Here is an 18,098-nt window from a genome sequence, read left to right as displayed (position 1 = left end):
TGATTATTTCAGATTTAATCTGAAAAATATAAATTATGAGGTGTTAATAAAATGCATGACAAACTATTTACTCCTGGACCAACTGAAGTAAGGGCTGAATTATTAAAAGAATTAGCTAATCCTCAAATTCATCATCGTAGTCCAGAATTTTCTCTTTTATATGATGATATACAAAAAAATCTAAAAAAATTACTCTACACAGAAAAGCCAGTACTTTTATTTACTTCTTCTTCTACTGGGGCAATGGAAGCTGCAGTGACTAATGGGGTGAAAAAACGTTGTTTAAATTTTGTGAACGGAGCATTTTCAGAACGCTGGCATCAAATTACAGTTAAAAATGGTATAAAGTGTGATAAAGTTTCAGTTCCCTGGGATAAAGCTATTAAACCGGAATTAGTTGATGAAAAACTTTCTAGCGGAAAGTATGATGCAATTACTGTAGTTTTAAATGAGACTTCAACTGGCCTAATGAATCCAATTGCTGAAATTGGTGAAGTAGTAAAAAAATATGAAGATGTAGTATTTTTAGTAGATGCTGTATCAGGTATGGCAGGTACAAAGATTGAAGTTGATGAATGGGGAATAGACATGTGTTTAGCTGGAGTACAGAAAGCTTTTGCTTTACCAGCAGGATTAACAGTTGCTTCAGTTAGTGACAAATTATTAAAAAGAGCTGAAGAAGTAGAAAATAACAGCTATTACTTTAATTTACCTTTGCTCTATAAATATCATAAAAGATCACAAACAAGAACAACTCCTGCAATACCTCAGCTATATGCTTTAAGAAAACAGCTTAATGATATAGTTGACAATGAAGGTGTAGAAGCGAGATTTTCCAGACATCAAGAAATGGCTGAATATGTACAAAACTGGGCACTAAAATATTTTGATATATATGCTGAGGAAGGGTATTGGTCTAATACAGTTACATGTATTGAAAATACCAGAGGGATTGATGTACAAGGTTTAATTAACACTCTTGTAGACAAGTATCAAATTAGAATAGCAAATGGTTATGGAGATCTTAAAAATAAAGCTTTTAGAATTGGCCATATGGGAGACTTAAATTTAAGTGATATGAAAGGATTAATTGCTATAATAGAAGATATTTTAGACATATAGAAGTTTTTTATTGAGTATTAAAAATTAAAGCTTTCTAAAAAATAATTTAAAAAAGAGCAGCACATATGTGCTGCTCTTAAAACATTAAAAGATTTTAAATTAATTTACATTTCAATATAACTTAAATCTTTAACATTTGTATTTAAATCATCAAGATGATTTTTGATTTTTTTCATTGTTTCTGGAGATGGTTTAGAATCTATTTGCATTAACATTACTGCTTCTCCACCTGCAGTTTGCCTTCCAACCTGCATATTAGCGATATTTATGTTTTCTTCACCAAGTGAAGTACCAATTTTTCCTATTACTCCTGGTTTATCTTGGTAGGTAACAATAATAAATTCTCCAGATAAGTCTAAATCTATTCTTAAACCATTAATTTCAATTACTCTAAACCCAATCGGTAAGTAAGTTCCAGCTAGACTATATTTACCTTTATTAGTGTTTAATTTAACTGTTATTATATTGTTAAGTTCACCTTTGTGTTGAGTTTGGCTTTCTGTAACATTAATACCTCTTTCTTCAGCAATATGCATGGCATTAACTAAGTTAATTCTATCATCAAGAATAGGTTCTAAAACTGATTTAACCAGACTTAAAGTCATAGGTTTATGACTATAATTATTAACCTCTCCAGCATATTCGACTTCAATGCTTTTGATTCTATGATGCCCTTTCCATTTTGCCATAAAATTACCCAATTTAGTAACTAAAGTTATATATGGCTTGGCTTTAATAAATTCCTGAGGATCCATAGCAGGAATATTTAAAGGAGATTCAGGTAAATTATTTTTTAAGACAGATACAACTTCTTCTGCAGCCATAATGGCAACATTATCCATAGCTTCAGTAGTAGTACCACCAAGATGGCAGGTCATAATTACTTGGTCAGGATATTTTAATAAAGGATTATTGCTTGCTTTTACCGGTTCTTCTTCATGTACATCAATTGCTGCTCCAGCGATTTTATTATTTTTTATAGCTTGTGCCAAAGCTTCAGTATCAATATTTTGTCCGCGAGCACAGTTGATTACTCTGGTGCTCGGATTCATCATTGCAAACTCTTTATGGCTTAAAATGTGATAGGTTTCGTCTGTTAATGGAGTATGCAGACTAATATAATCTGATTGTTTAATAACCTCTTCAAATGATTTTAAAGGTACATTAATATTTTCAGCTTTTTCAGGAGCAAGATAAGGATCATTAGCTATAACATTCATACCAAAACTTTGAGCCCTTTTGGCAACCCTACTTCCGATACGACCTAAGCCTATAATACCTAATGTTTTGCCTTTGATTTCTACACCTTGATATTTTTTTCTATCCCAGATATCATTATGTAATGCCTGGTTTGCTTGTGGTATATTACGGGCAAGAGCTAACATGAGACCTAAAGTATGTTCTACAGCAGAGATAGTGTTTCCAGTTGGAGTATTGAAAACAAAAATTCCTTTTTTGGTTGCTTCATCAAGATCAATATTGTCATAACCAGTACCAGCTCTTCCAATAACTTTTAAACTTTTTGCTTTTGACAAAGCTTCCTTATCAAGTTGGGTCATACTGCGGACAATAATTCCATCATATTCTGCAATATTTTCTAAAAAATCATTTCTACTTTGTTCAGGCTTAAAATCAACTTCCATTCCAGCTTCTTCTAAAATATCAATTCCTTTTTGAGAAATATTATCACTGACTAAAACCTTATACACTTATTACCACTCCTTCTCTCTTCGAACTGCTAATTTTTTTTTAATTATATAGGATTGTGATTAATAAAGCAAGTTAAAAATTTAATCTGATACTATTCACAAAATATAAAATATTTTCTGTATATTTTTAATATTTAAAAGCAGTAAAATAGACTTGCTGTTAGTTGATTTAAAATATATAATAAACAAAAGGAGATGATATATATGGCAGATGTTTTTCCATTTAGAGGTTACCGTTATAATCCGGAAAAAGTTGATGATCTAAATAATGTTGTAACTCAGCCTTATGATAAAATTAATGCTGAGCTGCAGGCAGAATATTATGAGAAAAGTCCCTATAATATTGTAAGGTTAATTTTAGGTAAAGAAGAAAATCGCTATCAAAGTGCAGCAGAAAAATTGGATAATTGGTTAAATAACAATGTCTTAATTCGTGATGAAGAAGCAGGATTCTATCTTTATACACAGGAATATGTTGTTGAGGGTAAAAAGTTTGTTAGACGTGGTTTTATAGGTTTAGGGAAATTAGAATCTGGTGAAGGTGTTAAAGCTCATGAAAACACCATGGAAGGCCCTAAGGCTGATAGATTAAATCTAATAAGGGCCACTGAGGCTAACTTTGGTCATATATTTATGTTATATGCAGATGAAAAAAATGAAATAAATAATCTTTTTACTGAAATAATGCAAAATGAACCTTTAATAGAGGTCAGTGATGAAGATCATAACTTACATAAAGTTTGGCATATAACAGATCCTAAAATAGTAGATCAAGTTAGTTCTAAAATGAAAGATAAAAATCTTTATATTGCTGATGGACATCACCGCTATCAAACTGCTTTAAATTTTCAGTATGAATGTAAAGAAAAGGGTTGGAAAGCAGATGGAGTTGAAAGTTTTAATAATCGTTTAATGACCTTTATTAATATGGATGATCCAGGTTTAAAAGTCTTACCTACTCATAGATTATTATATGGAATTGAAAATTTTAATTTGGAATCTTTTTTAGAACGAGCAGCCGAGGATTTTGGAATTTACGATTTTAACAATAAAGAAGAATTATATGATTTCTTAGATGACAATAAAGAAAAAACTGTTTTTGGATTTAAAGCAGCTGAGGAAGGAACTTATAGAGGTTTTGAGTTTAAAAACGAGGACATTTTAGAAGAAATCCAGGGTGATTTTTCAAAAGAATATGCTGAGTTAGATGTTAGTATACTGCATAAATTAATTCTGGAAAAATACTTAGGTATTGATGAAAAAGCTTTAGCTGCTAAGACTAATCTTGATTATATTAGATATAGAGATCAAGCTTTAAAAGCATTAGCAGAAAAAGATTATCAAGCAGCTTTTATCTTAAACTCTACTTCTGTAAAAGAAGTTAAAGAGATTGCAGATTTAGGAGAAAAAATGCCCCAGAAATCAACTGATTTTTATCCTAAATTATTGACTGGACTTGTGATTAATAAACTATCGATCAAAAAGTAATGAGCCCTAAAAACTAAATAAAATCATTAACCCCTTTTAATAAATTTTTGTTAAATTATTAAACATTTAACCAAATAATTCTAAAAGGGGTTTGTTTTTGCTGCTTTGTTTTCTTAAGTTAGATATTAAGGCTAAAGTATGATATATTTATATAAGACAAAATTTTAGGAAAGGATTTCGCTTTAGCGAATGATATAATGGATAAAAAATATAAGATATCATTAATATATATAGTTACAATATTAATAGTTTTAGCATTAGGAATAATTTCTTTACTTCTTGGCTCGAGTTATATCCCACCTGCTGATGTTTTTGCTTTTCTTTCTGGGACTCAAGAAATTTCAAGGACAAGCACCATAATATTATCAGAGATTAGACTGCCAAGAATTATTTTATCATTTATTGTAGGGGCAGGTTTAGCTGCTGCAGGTACAGTTTTTCAGGGTGTGATTAGAAATCCAATGGTTGATCCATATATAATTGGTATTTCTGCTGGAGCAGGTACTGGAGTAATGCTTGCTTTGCTTTTGGGAATAGAAATAGTCTTTTGGAATTTTAGCTCGATTCCAGCTTTTGCTTTTCTAGGAGCATTATTAACTGTGATTTTAGTTTATAATTTAGCAAAGGTAGGTAATAAATTACCTGTTTTAACTTTTTTGCTTGCTGGAGTTGCAGTCAGTTTTATTTTGAATTCTGTTATGTCATTTTTAATGGTTATTAGAACTGAAAATCTTCAACAAATCGTTTACTGGTTAATGGGAAGCCTTGCAGGTAGTGATTGGGCTGCAATTAAGATGATTTTACCTTATTTTATAATTGGTATGATAATTATTATTTATTATCTAAAAGATTTAAATATAATTCTCCTGGGAGAAGAAAGTGCTGGCCATTTAGGAGTTAATGTAGAAAAAGTTAAAATTATTTTGCTTGGTGCTGCCTCATTAATAACAGCTTCTGTTGTATCTGTAAGTGGTAGTATTGGTTTTATTGGTTTAGTTGTTCCACATATTGCAAGGATGATTATTGGGCCTGACCATAGGAAGTTAATGCCTTTAGCAATTTTATTAGGAGGAGCTTTTTTACTGATTACAGATAGTTTAGCAAGAACAATAATGGCTCCACTTGAACTACCAGTTGGAATTATAACAGCTCTGGTAGGTGGACCATATTTTATTTATTTATTACGCAGAAAAACAAAGGATATTTGGTGAGTTTAATGATTAAAACTGAGAAACTAAAATTTAGTTATGATAAAAAAAACATATTAAAAGGAATAGATCTTGATTTTTATAAGGGAGATTTTATTGGGATAATTGGACCGAACGGTTCAGGCAAATCAACTCTTTTAAAAAATCTAAGCCGAAGTTTAAAAGCAGATAGTGGTAGTGTTTATCTAGATAATAAAGTACTAGCAGAATATTCTTCAGTAAAACTTGCTAAAAAATTAGCTGTTGTACCTCAAGATAGCCAGGTTAACTTTAATTTTAATGTTTATGATATTATTATGATGGGTAGGCATCCATACCAAAAAAGGTGGTCCCGAACAAGTAATGAAGATAAAGAAATAGTTCGTGAAGTTATGCAGGTGACTGATACATTAAAACTTAAAGAAAAAAATATTAATGCACTTTCAGGTGGTGAAAGACAAAGGGTTATTATTGCCAGAGCCCTTGCTCAGAAGCCAGAGGTTTTGCTTTTAGATGAACCTACATCCAGTTTAGATATTAATTATCAGGGAGAAATTTATGATCTTTTAAAATATTTAAATAAAAATCTCAAATTAACCATTATTACTGTTTCTCATGATTTGAATTTAACTGCTCAATATTGTGAAAAATTACTATTGATTAAAGATGGCATAATATTTGCCTCAGGTTCAGCAGAAGAGGTTTTAACAAAAAGCAATATTAAAGAAGTTTATAATACGGAAGTACTAATCAAAAAAAATCCGCTTTCAAATCGTCCTTTTATTACCCTGATTCCTGCAGCTAGTTTACAGGAAAATAAAAATAATAAAGATTTTAAAATCCATATTATTGCAGGTGGAGGAACAACTAAGAATTTTTTGTCTGATTTACTTAGTTTAGGTTATCAAATAACTCTCGGGGTTCTAAATATTGGAGATGCAGACTGGCAGCTTGCCAGAGAACTTGGTCTGGAGATGGCTGAGGCTGATCCTTTTGAAAATATTACTGAAGAAGAAGTTAGAGAAAATAAAGAGATGATTTCTAAAGCTGATTTAATAATTTTAACTAACTTGCCTTTTGGAAATGGTAATTTAGCAAATCTTAAAGTATTAGAAGAATTTCCAAACAAGAAGAAAATTTTATTTAATAATATTGAAATAGAAAAAAGAGATTATACTAAAGGGAAAGCTAAATTTATCTGGAATAAATTATTAGAAACAGAAAATATTTATTTGCTTGAGAAAAAAGAAAATTTATTTTCAGAAATTAAAAGGCTTGAGAAGTCAGAGATGGGGCGTGAATTATGATTAAAGCAGCTGAACTAGATAAAGAGTATTTTTTGGTTTTAATACCGGGGCAGGAGCTGGTAGAAACTGCAGCTCAGGTTCAAAAAATAGTATCAGAACACTATAATCTTTATCCTGATCAGATCTATCCTCAACTGCATATAACTATCGATAGAATTGATAAAAATAAAGCAGAACTAGCAGAAGAGATATTACAAAATAAGGCAAAAGAATTTGGGGAGATAGAAATTGAGGTTGATCGTTTTAGCTGTATAAAATTTTCTGGTCAACACCAATTAGTACTTGAAGTAAATGAAACACCATCACTCAGTAAATTTGCCAGAGCAATTCATCGAGAGTTGAGTGAAAAAAATATTTCTACTATAGAAAATTATGAAGAATGGATGTTTCACATTACTATTGTAAGTAATATATTTGCTGAAAATCCAATTCCTATGGATGAATTAACCGAGATATGTTTGTTTATGGAAGGGATGTCAAGACCTTTGTCTGCATATGCAGAACAATTAGAAATCTGGCGACCAACATTAGATCCGGTTGAAAAAATAATTGCCAGTTTTGAATTGGGAGCCTAAACTTATAATATAGGGGAGATTAAATATGTCAAAAGATATCAAAGCTTTTATTTTTGATCTTGATGGGGTTATCACAGACACAGCTGAATATCACTATAAAAGTTGGCAGAAACTTGCTGATGAAGAAGGATTGTATTTTAATCGCGAAATTAATGAACAGCTGCGGGGTGTTTCAAGAATGGATTCTTTAGAAATAATTCTTGATGGCAAGGAATTACCCGAAGATGTAAAAAAAGAGATGACTGATCGAAAAAACAATTATTATCAGAAGTATTTAAAGAAGATATCTAAAGATGATATTCTTGATGATATGGAGAGCAAAATAATTGATCTTAAAGAACAGGGATTCAAAATAGCTGTAGCTTCTTCAAGTCGAAATGCAAGAAAAGTATTAAAGAACCTGAAAATTTCAGATTTATTTGATACAATTTCAGATGGCAATAGTGTTGAAAATGCTAAACCTGCTCCAGATTTATTTTTGCATACAGCAGAAAAACTCGGTGTGAAAGCTGAGGAATGTGTTGTTTTAGAAGACGCTGAATCTGGTGTAGAAGCTGCTTTAGCTGCAAATATGATAGCTATTGGAGTTGGACCTGATGATAGAGTAGGTAAAGCACATCTAGTTTTTTCTACTGTAAAGGAAATTGATTTTGAAGAAATATTAGAGAAAATATAAATTTTTTCTAAAAAAAGCAGGAGAAAAAGGATCTGTATTGAATAGTATTTATAGAGTCTATTTTACAGATTCTTTTTTTTCTACAAGTTTTCGCAAGCGCTTGCGTAAATGGAGGGTCAATTGATGCAGATAACTTTAAAAGATATTGCCAGAATGGCTGGAGTTGCAGAGTCTACTGTTTCCAGAGCTTTAAATGACAAAAAAGGAGTGGGCAAAGAGACTAAACTTAAGATATTGAAAATTGCTAAAGAACATAATTATCGACCAAATCAGCTGGCTAGAGGTTTGGCTGCTAAAAAAACAAATATGATTGCTGTGGTTCTTTCTGAAATGGATAGTCCTGGCAATATAGAGATAGTTAAATATCTCGAAAAAGCTGCAGAAAATGTTAATTATCAAATAATACTCTGTAATACAAATAATCAGCAGGAAAAAGAAAAAACATATTTAAGTCTTTTGGAGTCAAACCAGGTTGATGGTGCAATTTTTATTGGAGGTAAATTAGTTGGCAGCCATCTTTTGAGGGCTAGTTTCAGCAATGAGAATTCTATAGTTTTAGTTAATCGCCTGGCTGAAGAAAACTTTTTTACTACTGTTTTAACTGATTACAGTAATGGGATTTATCAGGCAGCTAAGCATCTTCTAAAAGAAGGTTACCAAAAAATAGCTTTGGTGAGTGGGCCAAAAGATAATCTAGTTGAAGAAGAAAAAACAAATGGGTATTTGCAGGCTTTAGAAGAATCAGGGTTAAAAATAAAAGAAGATTTAATATATTCAACTGACTCAAGTAGAGAAGCAGGATATAATGCTTTTTTGAAAATTATTGAGTCTGAAGTTATTCCTGATGCATTTATCTCAACTAAAGAATTAACCACAATTGGCCTTGTTGAGGCAATAAAAATGGGAGGATACTTTATTCCTGATGATTTTGCGGTTATTGGTTATGGAGATAGTATTTTAACATCTATTATTGAACCTCCATTAACAGTTTTAAGTGAACCACTAGAAGAGCTTGCAAAAAAATCTTTTAATTTTTTATTAAAATTGATCAATGATGATTTGGATAGCAAAAAAATTGAGGTTTTAAATCCCAGCTTAATTATTAGAGATTCATCACTAGCAAAATATAATTAAATTTCATGAGGAGGAATTTTAATGGCAAATGTTACATTAAAAAATGTTTATAAGCGTTTTGGTGATGTTGTGGCAGTTCGTGATCAAAGTTTAGAAATCAGGGATAAAGAATTTTTAGTATTAGTTGGGCCTTCTGGTTGTGGTAAGTCTACAACTTTAAGAATGATTGCCGGTTTAGAAGAAATTAGTGAGGGAATAATTGAAATCGGGGATGAAGTTGTTAATGATGTAGCTCCTAAAGATAGAGATATAGCAATGGTTTTTCAGAACTATGCTCTTTATCCCCATATGAATGTTTATGATAATATGGCATTTGGTTTAAAACTACGTAAATTTCCTAAAAAAGAAATTGAAAGAAGAGTTCAAGAAGCTGCTGATATTTTGGGAATAGAAGAATTATTAAAGAGAAAACCAAAAGAACTATCTGGTGGACAGAGACAGAGGGTAGCACTTGGAAGAGCAATAGTTCGTGAACCAAAGGTATTTTTGATGGATGAACCTCTTTCTAATCTTGATGCGAAATTAAGGGTTCAGATGAGAACAGAACTCTCTAAATTACATGATAGATTAAAAACAACTATGATTTATGTTACCCATGATCAAACAGAAGCTATGACAATGGGGGATAGAATTGTAGTACTTAAAGATGGACTTATTCAGCAGGTTGATGATCCGCTGACTCTCTATAATGAACCAAACAATATGTTTGTAGCTGGATTTATTGGCTCACCTGCTATGAACTTTATGGATGCAGAAATAAAAAAAGAAGGAGATATTTTTTATATTGATGGTGATGGTACATTTAAAATTAGGGTACCAGAAGATAAAGAGGATTTGATTAAAGATTATGTTAATAAAGATGTAGTGTTTGGAGTAAGACCAGAAGATATTGTTGATACAGCAATAAGTCATGACTTTAAAGTTGAAGAAGATAATTCTTTTGAAGCTGAAGTAGAGGTTGTAGAACCAATGGGATCTGAAATATATCTCTATCTTGCTGAAGAAAGTCACTCTTTAATTGCGCGGGTAGAAGCTGAAAGTACAGCTGAAGTTGGAGATAGAATGAGTTTAGGAGTAGATTTAAGAAAAATTCATGTGTTTGATGCCGAAACAGAAGATGTTATATTCTAAAATAGTTTAATATAATTATATATTAACCAACAGAGCGAGCAGCCGTTTTTTTCGGCTGTTCCTTTTTTTATTGAAAATAACTCAAGTTTAGCTTGACTTTGAGACAAAAAACACTTATTATATAAATAGATTTAAATATATTGATATGAGGTGTTGATATGCCAAAGGAAATTATTGGGATTACTAGTTTTTGTGGGAAAGAAAAAGAAAAAAAATATAATAAAGTACGCTGCAGTTATGCTGATGCTGTTTATAAAGCTGGTGGTATCCCTATTATTATTCCGCCATTTGAAAATTTAAAACTTTCTTCTAAGTATGTAGATTTAATAGATGCTCTAATATTAAGCGGAGGAAGTGATATAACTCCTGAGATTTATGGCGAAAGCAAGCTTCCTCAAGTAGAGGATAATAATGTTTTTCGTGATAAATGGGAGATTGAGCTTTTTAAAAAGGCTTATGAAATTAATTTACCGATTTTAGGTATCTGTAGGGGAATGCAACTGATAAATGTAGCTTTAGGTGGCAGTTTATATCAGGATATCGATTTTCAACTTAATTGTGATTCACCACATCTACCCCTGGAGTTAAAGAGAAAAAATAATTTAGAATATGAAAAACATAAAGTAAATATTCTAAAAGACACGCAACTTGATAAAATTCTTTGTTCTGAAAATATTCATGTTAATTCTCATCATCATCAGGCAATTAAACATTTAGCAGATGATTTATCAATCAGTGCTAAATCAGAATGCGGAATTACTGAAGCTGTAGAAGCCAAAAGCAAAGATTTTTTAATTGGAGTACAATGGCATCCAGAAGATTTAATTGACAGTTTGATCTGTTTTAATAATTTGTTTTCTGAGCTCATTAATTCTGTAGATAAGAAAAAATAGAATAGTAAAAGTAAATTTAAAAAAGGAGCAAATTATGGATATCAATAAAAAGCTTGTTAAAATGTTAAAGGCTTTAGCAGATGAAAATAGGTTAATGATGATAGAATTATTAAGCTATAATAGTATGTGCAGCTGTCACTTTGTAGAAGAATTAGAAATTAGTCAGCCTAATGTATCACATCATCTTAAAATTTTAAAAGAAGCTGGATTAATAAATGCTACAAAAAGGGGCCGTTGGATCGATTACAGCTTAAATACAGAAAGTATTGAGCTAATCAAAGCTGAAATTAATAGTATTTTAGCAGAATCTGCTGTAATTTCTAATTTTAAAAATTACGATTGTGATTAATATTGTAAGCGGTTTTGCCCAGTAGTCATTGTCATTTAAGAGAGAGGAGTATTAAATTGAGTAAAATTAAAATTAGTGTATATGAACCACCAATGTGTTGTAGTTCAGGAGTTTGTGGGCCAGATGTTGACGATGAATTAGTTGAATTTAGTCAAACCATAAAAAAATTAAAAGAAGAAGGTTTCACTGTAGAAAGAAATTCCATGAATCATAATCCGTTTGCATTTCAAAACAATCAATCTGTTTTAACACAGGTAAATGATTCTGGAACTGAAAATTTACCCATTATAGAAATAAACGGAGAAATATTAACAATAGGCGAATATGCATCATATGAAAAAATAAAATCCGCAGTTGACAAAATATAAGGAGGAAAATTAATGTCTAAAAACGTTAGTAAATATATCTTTTTTTCAGGTAAGGGTGGAGTAGGTAAAACATCAATGGCTTCAACAACTGGAGTTCATTACGCAGAAAAAGGTTTAAAAACAATCATAGTAACAACTGATCCTGCAGCTAATTTAGCAGATGTTTTCCAGCAAAAAATAGGTCATCAGGTTACTCCAATAGATGGAGTAGAAAATCTTTTTGCAATGGAAATAGATTCAAAAAAAGCTACTGAAGAATACAAAGAGCAAACTCTAGCCCCAATGCGTGAAATTTTTAATGAAAAAATGCTGGCAGTTGTAGAAGAACAATTAAATTCACCCTGTACTGAAGAAATGGCTTCATTTGATCGTTTTATAGATTTTATGGATGATGATAGCTATGATGTTGTTATTTTTGATACAGCTCCTACAGGCCATACAATCAGGCTTTTAGAGCTACCTGTTGATTGGAGTAAACATATAGAAGAAAGTGCAGAAGGTAGTGGGCAAACTTGTATGGGGCCTGTACAAAATATTCAGGATTCTAAAGAAAAGTATGACAGGGCAATTGAACTACTAAAAGATGAAAAAAGAACAGAATTTATTTTTGTGATGCACCCAGAAAGTAGTTCTATTAGAGAGACACAAAGAGCCAGTAAAGAATTAAGAGAAATTGGCATAAATACTAGCTCCTTAATAGTAAATGGGATAATACCTAAAGAAGAGTGTAACAATCCTTTCTTTAAAAAACGGGGAGAAATGCAACAAAAACATCTAAAAGAGATACAGCAAAAAATAGATTTGCCAATTAAAAAAATGGAGTTATTAGATGATGAAATTAAAGGCTTAGATATTTTAAGAAATGTTGCAGATAAGCTTTATAAGGAGGCTGTTTAATGATAAATGATGCTAAAATAATTGAAGCGGTAGATACAGAACCTAAATTAATATTTTTCGCTGGAAAAGGTGGAGTAGGTAAAACCTCTATCTCTTCAGCTACAGCAGTTTATTTAGCAGAAAAAGGCTATAAAACACTGCTTTTGACCACAGATCCTGCATCTCATTTAGAAGATGTATTTGAACAAGAAGTAGGTGGTGAAATATCTGCAGTTGCTGGAGTAGAAAATCTTGATATCGTAAAAATTGATCCTAAAAAAGTTGCAGAAGAATATAAAAATAAGGTTTTAAATGAGGCAAAAGAAAAAAATTATACTGAAGAAATGTTAATGGGTTTAAAAGAAGAGCTAGAATCACCATGTACAGAAGAAATGGCTTCTTTTGATAAATTTATCGATTATACAGAAAAGGATTATTATCAGCAAATTGTATTTGATACAGCGCCAACTGGTCATACTTTGCGCCTGCTTGAATTACCATTAAACTGGAATCAGCAGTTAGAGTTTAAAATGGCTAACAGCAAAGAAAATCAAGCTGATTTAGAATCTCAAAAAAGATTCAAAAAAGTAATCGAAAAATTACAGGATAAAAAGCAGACAATATTTGCTTTTACTCTTTATCCAGAAAACACTCCAATCCTTGAGGCAAGTAGAGCAGTCGAAGAATTAAAAACCGTTGATATAGATACTCAACTTATTGTGGCTAATAAAATATTACCTGCAGAATACTGTACTACCCCTTATTTTAAAAAGAGAAAAGCAATGCAGGATAAACATCTTGAAGAAATGAAAGATATATTTTCTGCTCCAATTATTAAAATGCCGCTTTTTGCCGAAGAGATTAAAGGGATTGAATTATTGCAAGAAGCTGGACAAAAACTTTTTGAGGACGAAAAAATATAAATCTTATTTATGGAGGTAAAAATATATGTCAGAAGTAATTAAAAAAGCAGAGATTTTAGGAGATAAGCTGATAGAATCTAAAGCTTTTAGAGCACTAAAAGAAGCAGAATCAACTCTTGAAAATGATACTGAGGCATTAAAACTAAAAAAAGAAATGGAAGAAAAACAGCAGACTTTTGCTTCTAATAGACAAAATGAAAAATTAAAAAAAGAGCTAATATCACTTCAACAAAAGCTTTGGCAAAATGAAAAAATAAAGAATTATATACAAACACAAAAGCAGTTTAATAATTTGATGAATAAAGTTAATAATATAATTTCGCAAAGTCTTGGTATTCAACAGGGAGGATGTGCTCCTGGTTCAGGCTGTTGTTAAATTAATTTAAAAGCAAAGCTTTTTAGAGTCCATTTTTCTGGAACTTTTTCCTGGGAATGGGCTCTTATTAATTCTTTTTGATAAATCTAAGTAATTAAAGTATAATTAAGTTAAAAGAAATTCTCAACTCACAGTGCAATTATTCAATATATTGGAGGGAGATTTATGCCTCGTAATAGAAAAGATTTTTTGCTTAATCCTTTTGTAATAGCTGTTGTTTCTGTAATTTTGATCATTGCAGCTTTTAACTTTTGGAACAATTTATCCAGGATGAGCCGTCTAGACGAAGAGATAGAAGAGATGGAAGCAAGAATAGCTCAAGCAGAAGCAGAAAATGAAGAATTAAAATATCAGCTTGAAAATACTACTGATGAAGAGTACATAGAGCAGGTTGCCAGGGAGAAATTAGGTCTGGTTAAACCCGGTGAAATGCTTTTAGTTCCTATCGAAGAGCAGGAAGAAACTGAAGAAGAAACAGATAATGATTAATTATATAATAAGGGAGTCGTTTTATGGCTAAATACATTGAAATGGATATTTTGAAATTAACTGCTGAAGAATTGAAATTAAAAAAGAATAATGTAAAGGCAGTAGTAGAACTCTTGGATTCTGGGAATACAGTTCCTTTTATTGCAAGATATAGAAAAGAAATGACAGGAAGTTTAGATGAGCTAGAAATCAGAAATATAGAAGAAAAAATTGATTATTTAAGGAGATTACTGCAAAGAAAAAACGAAGTAGCTGCTGCAGCTGATAAAGTTGATAAATACAGTGGTCAGCTTAAGGAAAAACTGATAAAAGCTGATACCTTACAGGAAGTAGAAGATCTTTATAGACCCTTTAAAAGCAAGAAAAAAACTAAAGCTGATAAAGCTATTGAAAAAGGTCTTAAACCTTTAGCAGAGCTTATTTTTAAACAGGAGGAATTGGCTACAACTCCTGAGCAATTAGCACAGGAGTATATAGACCCAGAAAAAGCTTTAGAAAATATTGAAGATGTATTAAGTGGAGCAGAAGATATTATTGCGGGAGATATATCTGATGATGCTGAACTTAGAAAAAAATTGAGAGAATTTGTTTTTGCTAAATCGGATATAGTATCAGAACTAAAAAATGAAGAAGAAGCGGAAAAATTTAGGGATTATTATGAATTTAAAGAATCAATTAATAAGATTCCTCCCCACAGGATATTAGCTTTAAACAGGGGAGAAAAAGAGGAAGTATTGAGGGTTAAGATTGTCTGTGATGAAGATAAGGCAGTTAAAATAATTAATGATCATTTTGAGTTTGAAAAAAATCAATATTATCCTTTTATTGAAAATGCTCTAGATTATGCCTATAAAAGAATGATCTTTCCCTCTTTGGAAAGAGAAGTTAGAAATCATTTAACTGATAAAGCTGAAGAAAAAGCTGTTAATAATTTTTCCACCAATTTAAAATCACTTTTGATGCAGCCCCCATTAGTTGGTAAAAAAGTTTTAGCAATTGATCCGGCTTTTAGAACAGGCTGTAAAATTGCTGTTCTAGCAGAAAACGGAGATTTATTAGATACAGCTGCTATTTATCCTCATGCACCTGTCAATAATCTGGAAGAATCAGTTGAAGTTACAGCAAAGCTTATAAAAAAACATGATGTTGATTTAATTGTAATAGGTAATGGAACTGCAAGTAGAGAAACTGAAATTTTTGTTGTTAATATGATAAAAAATGGCTTAGATATTGAATATACTATTGTGAGTGAGGCAGGAGCTTCAGTTTATTCTGCTTCAAAATTAGCTCGTCAGGAATTTCCTGAGCTTGATGTATCTATCAGAGGAGCTATTTCGATTGGAAGGAGGATTCAAGATCCACTAGCAGAGCTTGTAAAAATAGAGCCTAAATCACTGGGGGTAGGTATGTATCAGCATGATATAAGTCAAAAGAGATTAGAGAAAGCTTTAAATGAGGTGGTTGTTGATGCTGTCCATCATGTTGGGGTTGAATTAAATACTGCTTCTGCAGCTTTATTAACCTATGTTTCAGGTATTTCATCCAATAATGCTCAAAAAATTATTGATCATAGAAGTGAAAAAGGTGGTTTTAAAACAAGAAAAGAATTGCTTGATGTATATGGATTCGGTCCAAAAACCTATGAACAGGCAGCGGGGTTTTTAAGAATTGATTCTGATGCTGATCCATTTGCTTTAACTCCTATTCATCCAGAGTCATATAAAGAAGCAGAAAGAATTTTAAACAAAATAGATCATCAATCCAGTGATATTAAAGATGATCAGACTTTAGAAAAAATCAGGGAAAAGATAAAAACTTTAAATATTATAGAAACTGCCGAAACCCTTGAAATTGGAATACCAACTACTAAAGATATTATAAAAGCTATACAACAGCCTGGAAGGGATCCAAGGGCTTCAATGCCAGGGCCAGTGTTTAGAAAAGATATCTTAAAAATTGAAGATATTGAAGAAGGAATGATTTTTACCGGTAAAGTTAGAAATATTGTCGATTTTGGAGCTTTTATTGATATTGGATTAAAGCAGGATGGCCTACTTCATATATCTGAAATGAGCGATTTTTATTTAAATGATCCTTTTGAAATTCTACAAATTGGCCAAAATGTTGATGTAAAAGTTTTAAATGTTGATAAAAAAAGGGAAAGAATTTCTTTTACTTTAAAATTTTTTTGAATTGTATAATTAAATGCACGCGGTGATTAGATAAAAAAATAGACACATACCTGTACCTTTTGTATAATGTTAATAGCGACAAAAACATTAGGAGGTACAGAATATGTGTCAAAGTAATTGTAACACAAAACGAAGCAAAGGAAAACACCTGAATTTTGATGATCGCAAATTAATTAAACATTTATATAATGTCCAAGAAAAAAATTATACTGAAATAGGCGAAGAATTAAACTGCCATAGAACAACAATCAGTCGAGAAATAAAAAAAGGTGAGGTAGAACTTGATAATGGTGATGGAACAACCAGAAAAGAATATGTACCAGAGATAGCACAGAAAGTATATGAATTTAATAATTCGAATAAAGGCCCTGATTTAAAAATCGATAAAAATAAAGAGTTAGCAGAATTTATAGAAGAAAAAATCAAGGAATTAAGATCTCCTGCAGCAGTGGCAAAAGACATTGAAGAATCAGATAAATTTGAAATTCAATTACACTGGAAAACAATCTATAATTACATAGATAAAGGTGTTTTGAATATAGACAGAAGCGATCTCCCACATGGTAATTATAAAACTGGGAAAGACAGACCAAAAGAAAGTGAAAGCACTACGAGGCGTAAGGAAGGTCGTACAATTAGAGATAGGCCTGAAGGAGCTGATACCAGGGAGGAATTTGGGCATTGGGAGATGGACTTAGTAGAAGGGTTAAAACAAAAAGATGAACCTGCCTTACTAGTGCTGACAGAAAGACAAACTAGGCAGGAAATCATAGAAAAAATACCAAACAAAAAAGCAAAGTCAGTGGTAAAAGGACTTGATCGTATAGAAAGACGATTTGGGGTTGTTAATTTTAGGGAAACATTTAAATCGATTACTACAGACAACGGTTCAGAATTTGCAGATTATGAAGGTATAGAACAATCATATACAGGTAGCAGTATACCTAGAACTAGTTTGTATTATTGTGATGCATACTGTAGCTGGCAAAGGGGATCAAATGAAGTAGCTAATAAGTTTATCAGAAGATTTTTACCTAAAGGCACAAGTTTTAAAGGTATTAAGAGAAAACTGATAAAAAAGATTCAGGATTTTATAAATACTTATCCTAGAAAAATGTTTAACTATGAAAACTCAGATAAATTATTTAAAGAGAAATTAAGCTTTAGTGTCTAGAAGTAATGAAGGTACAGGTGATTTTAAGAAAGATTAAAAAAGCGTGCATTGCATGTTGCAATTCACCTACTTTAAAATTTTAGTCTATATATTTGACAGCTTTGACCTAAGTAAGTTATAATAATTACA

General features: G+C 31.3%; 18 protein-coding genes. 17 read left to right on the top strand and 1 reads right to left on the bottom strand.

Annotation, left to right across the window (positions count from 1 at the left end; all coding sequences use genetic code 11):
* The first annotated feature begins 51 nt into the window (after positions 1-51).
* Positions 52-1,122 (top strand): pyridoxal-phosphate-dependent aminotransferase family protein, encoded by a 1,071-nt coding sequence (locus HALSA_RS10140; RefSeq protein WP_013406474.1) that lies wholly within the window; start codon positions 52-54, stop codon positions 1,120-1,122.
* Between the two features lie 104 nt (positions 1,123-1,226).
* On the opposite strand, the gene serA is transcribed toward HALSA_RS10140, so the two are convergent.
* Positions 1,227-2,831 (bottom strand): phosphoglycerate dehydrogenase, encoded by a 1,605-nt coding sequence (gene serA / locus HALSA_RS10135; protein ID WP_013406473.1) that lies wholly within the window; start codon positions 2,829-2,831, stop codon positions 1,227-1,229.
* Between the two features lie 204 nt (positions 2,832-3,035).
* Between serA and HALSA_RS10130 the strand changes: the two genes are divergently transcribed.
* The 16 genes from HALSA_RS10130 (at position 3,036) to HALSA_RS10055 (ending at position 17,969) form a co-directional block, all read left to right on the top strand.
* Positions 3,036-4,319, top strand: a complete 1,284-nt coding sequence (locus tag HALSA_RS10130; protein WP_013406472.1) for a DUF1015 domain-containing protein — start codon at positions 3,036-3,038, stop codon at positions 4,317-4,319.
* 197 nt (positions 4,320-4,516) lie between these two features.
* Entirely contained in the window at positions 4,517-5,530 is a 1,014-nt protein-coding gene (locus HALSA_RS10125) for a FecCD family ABC transporter permease (RefSeq protein ID WP_013406471.1), read from the top strand.
* Between the two features lie 5 nt (positions 5,531-5,535).
* Positions 5,536-6,813, top strand: a complete 1,278-nt coding sequence (locus HALSA_RS10120) for a heme ABC transporter ATP-binding protein (protein ID WP_041595826.1) — start codon at positions 5,536-5,538, stop codon at positions 6,811-6,813.
* Positions 6,810-7,388: a hypothetical protein gene (locus HALSA_RS10115; RefSeq protein ID WP_013406469.1), complete on the top strand. Its 579-nt coding sequence runs from the start codon at positions 6,810-6,812 to the stop codon at positions 7,386-7,388. The genes HALSA_RS10120 and HALSA_RS10115 overlap by 4 nt, the downstream gene beginning before the upstream one ends.
* Before the next feature lie 25 nt (positions 7,389-7,413).
* On the top strand, positions 7,414-8,064 hold the full coding sequence (pgmB, locus tag HALSA_RS10110) for a beta-phosphoglucomutase (protein ID WP_013406468.1): 651 nt from the start codon (positions 7,414-7,416) through the stop codon (positions 8,062-8,064).
* 123 nt (positions 8,065-8,187) lie between these two features.
* Positions 8,188-9,198, top strand: a complete 1,011-nt coding sequence (locus tag HALSA_RS10105; protein WP_013406467.1) for a LacI family DNA-binding transcriptional regulator — start codon at positions 8,188-8,190, stop codon at positions 9,196-9,198.
* A 21-nt stretch (positions 9,199-9,219) separates the two neighbouring features.
* Positions 9,220-10,329, top strand: a complete 1,110-nt coding sequence (locus tag HALSA_RS10100) for an ABC transporter ATP-binding protein (protein ID WP_013406466.1) — start codon at positions 9,220-9,222, stop codon at positions 10,327-10,329.
* Positions 10,330-10,487: 158 nt separating this feature from the next.
* Complete coding sequence (locus HALSA_RS10095; protein ID WP_013406465.1) at positions 10,488-11,222, top strand: gamma-glutamyl-gamma-aminobutyrate hydrolase family protein; 735 nt, start codon at positions 10,488-10,490, stop codon at positions 11,220-11,222.
* Positions 11,223-11,256: 34 nt separating this feature from the next.
* On the top strand, positions 11,257-11,571 hold the full coding sequence (locus HALSA_RS10090) for an ArsR/SmtB family transcription factor (protein WP_013406464.1): 315 nt from the start codon (positions 11,257-11,259) through the stop codon (positions 11,569-11,571).
* A gap of 56 nt (positions 11,572-11,627) precedes the next feature.
* Positions 11,628-11,939: an arsenite efflux transporter metallochaperone ArsD gene (gene arsD / locus HALSA_RS10085; protein WP_013406463.1), complete on the top strand. Its 312-nt coding sequence runs from the start codon at positions 11,628-11,630 to the stop codon at positions 11,937-11,939.
* A gap of 12 nt (positions 11,940-11,951) precedes the next feature.
* Entirely contained in the window at positions 11,952-12,836 is an 885-nt protein-coding gene (locus HALSA_RS10080; RefSeq protein ID WP_013406462.1) for an ArsA family ATPase, read from the top strand.
* Positions 12,836-13,738 carry an ArsA family ATPase gene (locus tag HALSA_RS10075; RefSeq protein ID WP_013406461.1) on the top strand — a complete coding sequence of 301 codons (903 nt, stop codon included), beginning with the start codon at positions 12,836-12,838 and terminating at the stop codon, positions 13,736-13,738. Before HALSA_RS10080 ends, HALSA_RS10075 begins: the two co-directional genes overlap by 1 nt.
* Positions 13,739-13,763: 25 nt before the next feature.
* Entirely contained in the window at positions 13,764-14,114 is a 351-nt protein-coding gene (locus HALSA_RS10070; RefSeq protein ID WP_013406460.1) for a YlbF/YmcA family competence regulator, read from the top strand.
* 165 nt (positions 14,115-14,279) lie between these two features.
* Positions 14,280-14,603, top strand: coding sequence for an FtsB family cell division protein (locus HALSA_RS10065; protein WP_013406459.1), 324 nt, complete (start codon positions 14,280-14,282; stop codon positions 14,601-14,603).
* A 23-nt stretch (positions 14,604-14,626) separates the two neighbouring features.
* Positions 14,627-16,795: a Tex family protein gene (locus HALSA_RS10060; protein WP_013406458.1), complete on the top strand. Its 2,169-nt coding sequence runs from the start codon at positions 14,627-14,629 to the stop codon at positions 16,793-16,795.
* A gap of 103 nt (positions 16,796-16,898) precedes the next feature.
* On the top strand, positions 16,899-17,969 hold the full coding sequence (locus HALSA_RS10055) for an IS30 family transposase (RefSeq protein ID WP_013404838.1): 1,071 nt from the start codon (positions 16,899-16,901) through the stop codon (positions 17,967-17,969).
* The last annotated feature ends 129 nt before the right edge of the window (positions 17,970-18,098 follow it).

Origin of the sequence: Halanaerobium hydrogeniformans, assembly GCF_000166415.1 — a bacterium.
GTDB lineage: Bacteria > Bacillota > Halanaerobiia > Halanaerobiales > Halanaerobiaceae > Halanaerobium > Halanaerobium hydrogeniformans.
This window is presented reverse-complemented; position numbering and strand designations above follow the sequence as displayed.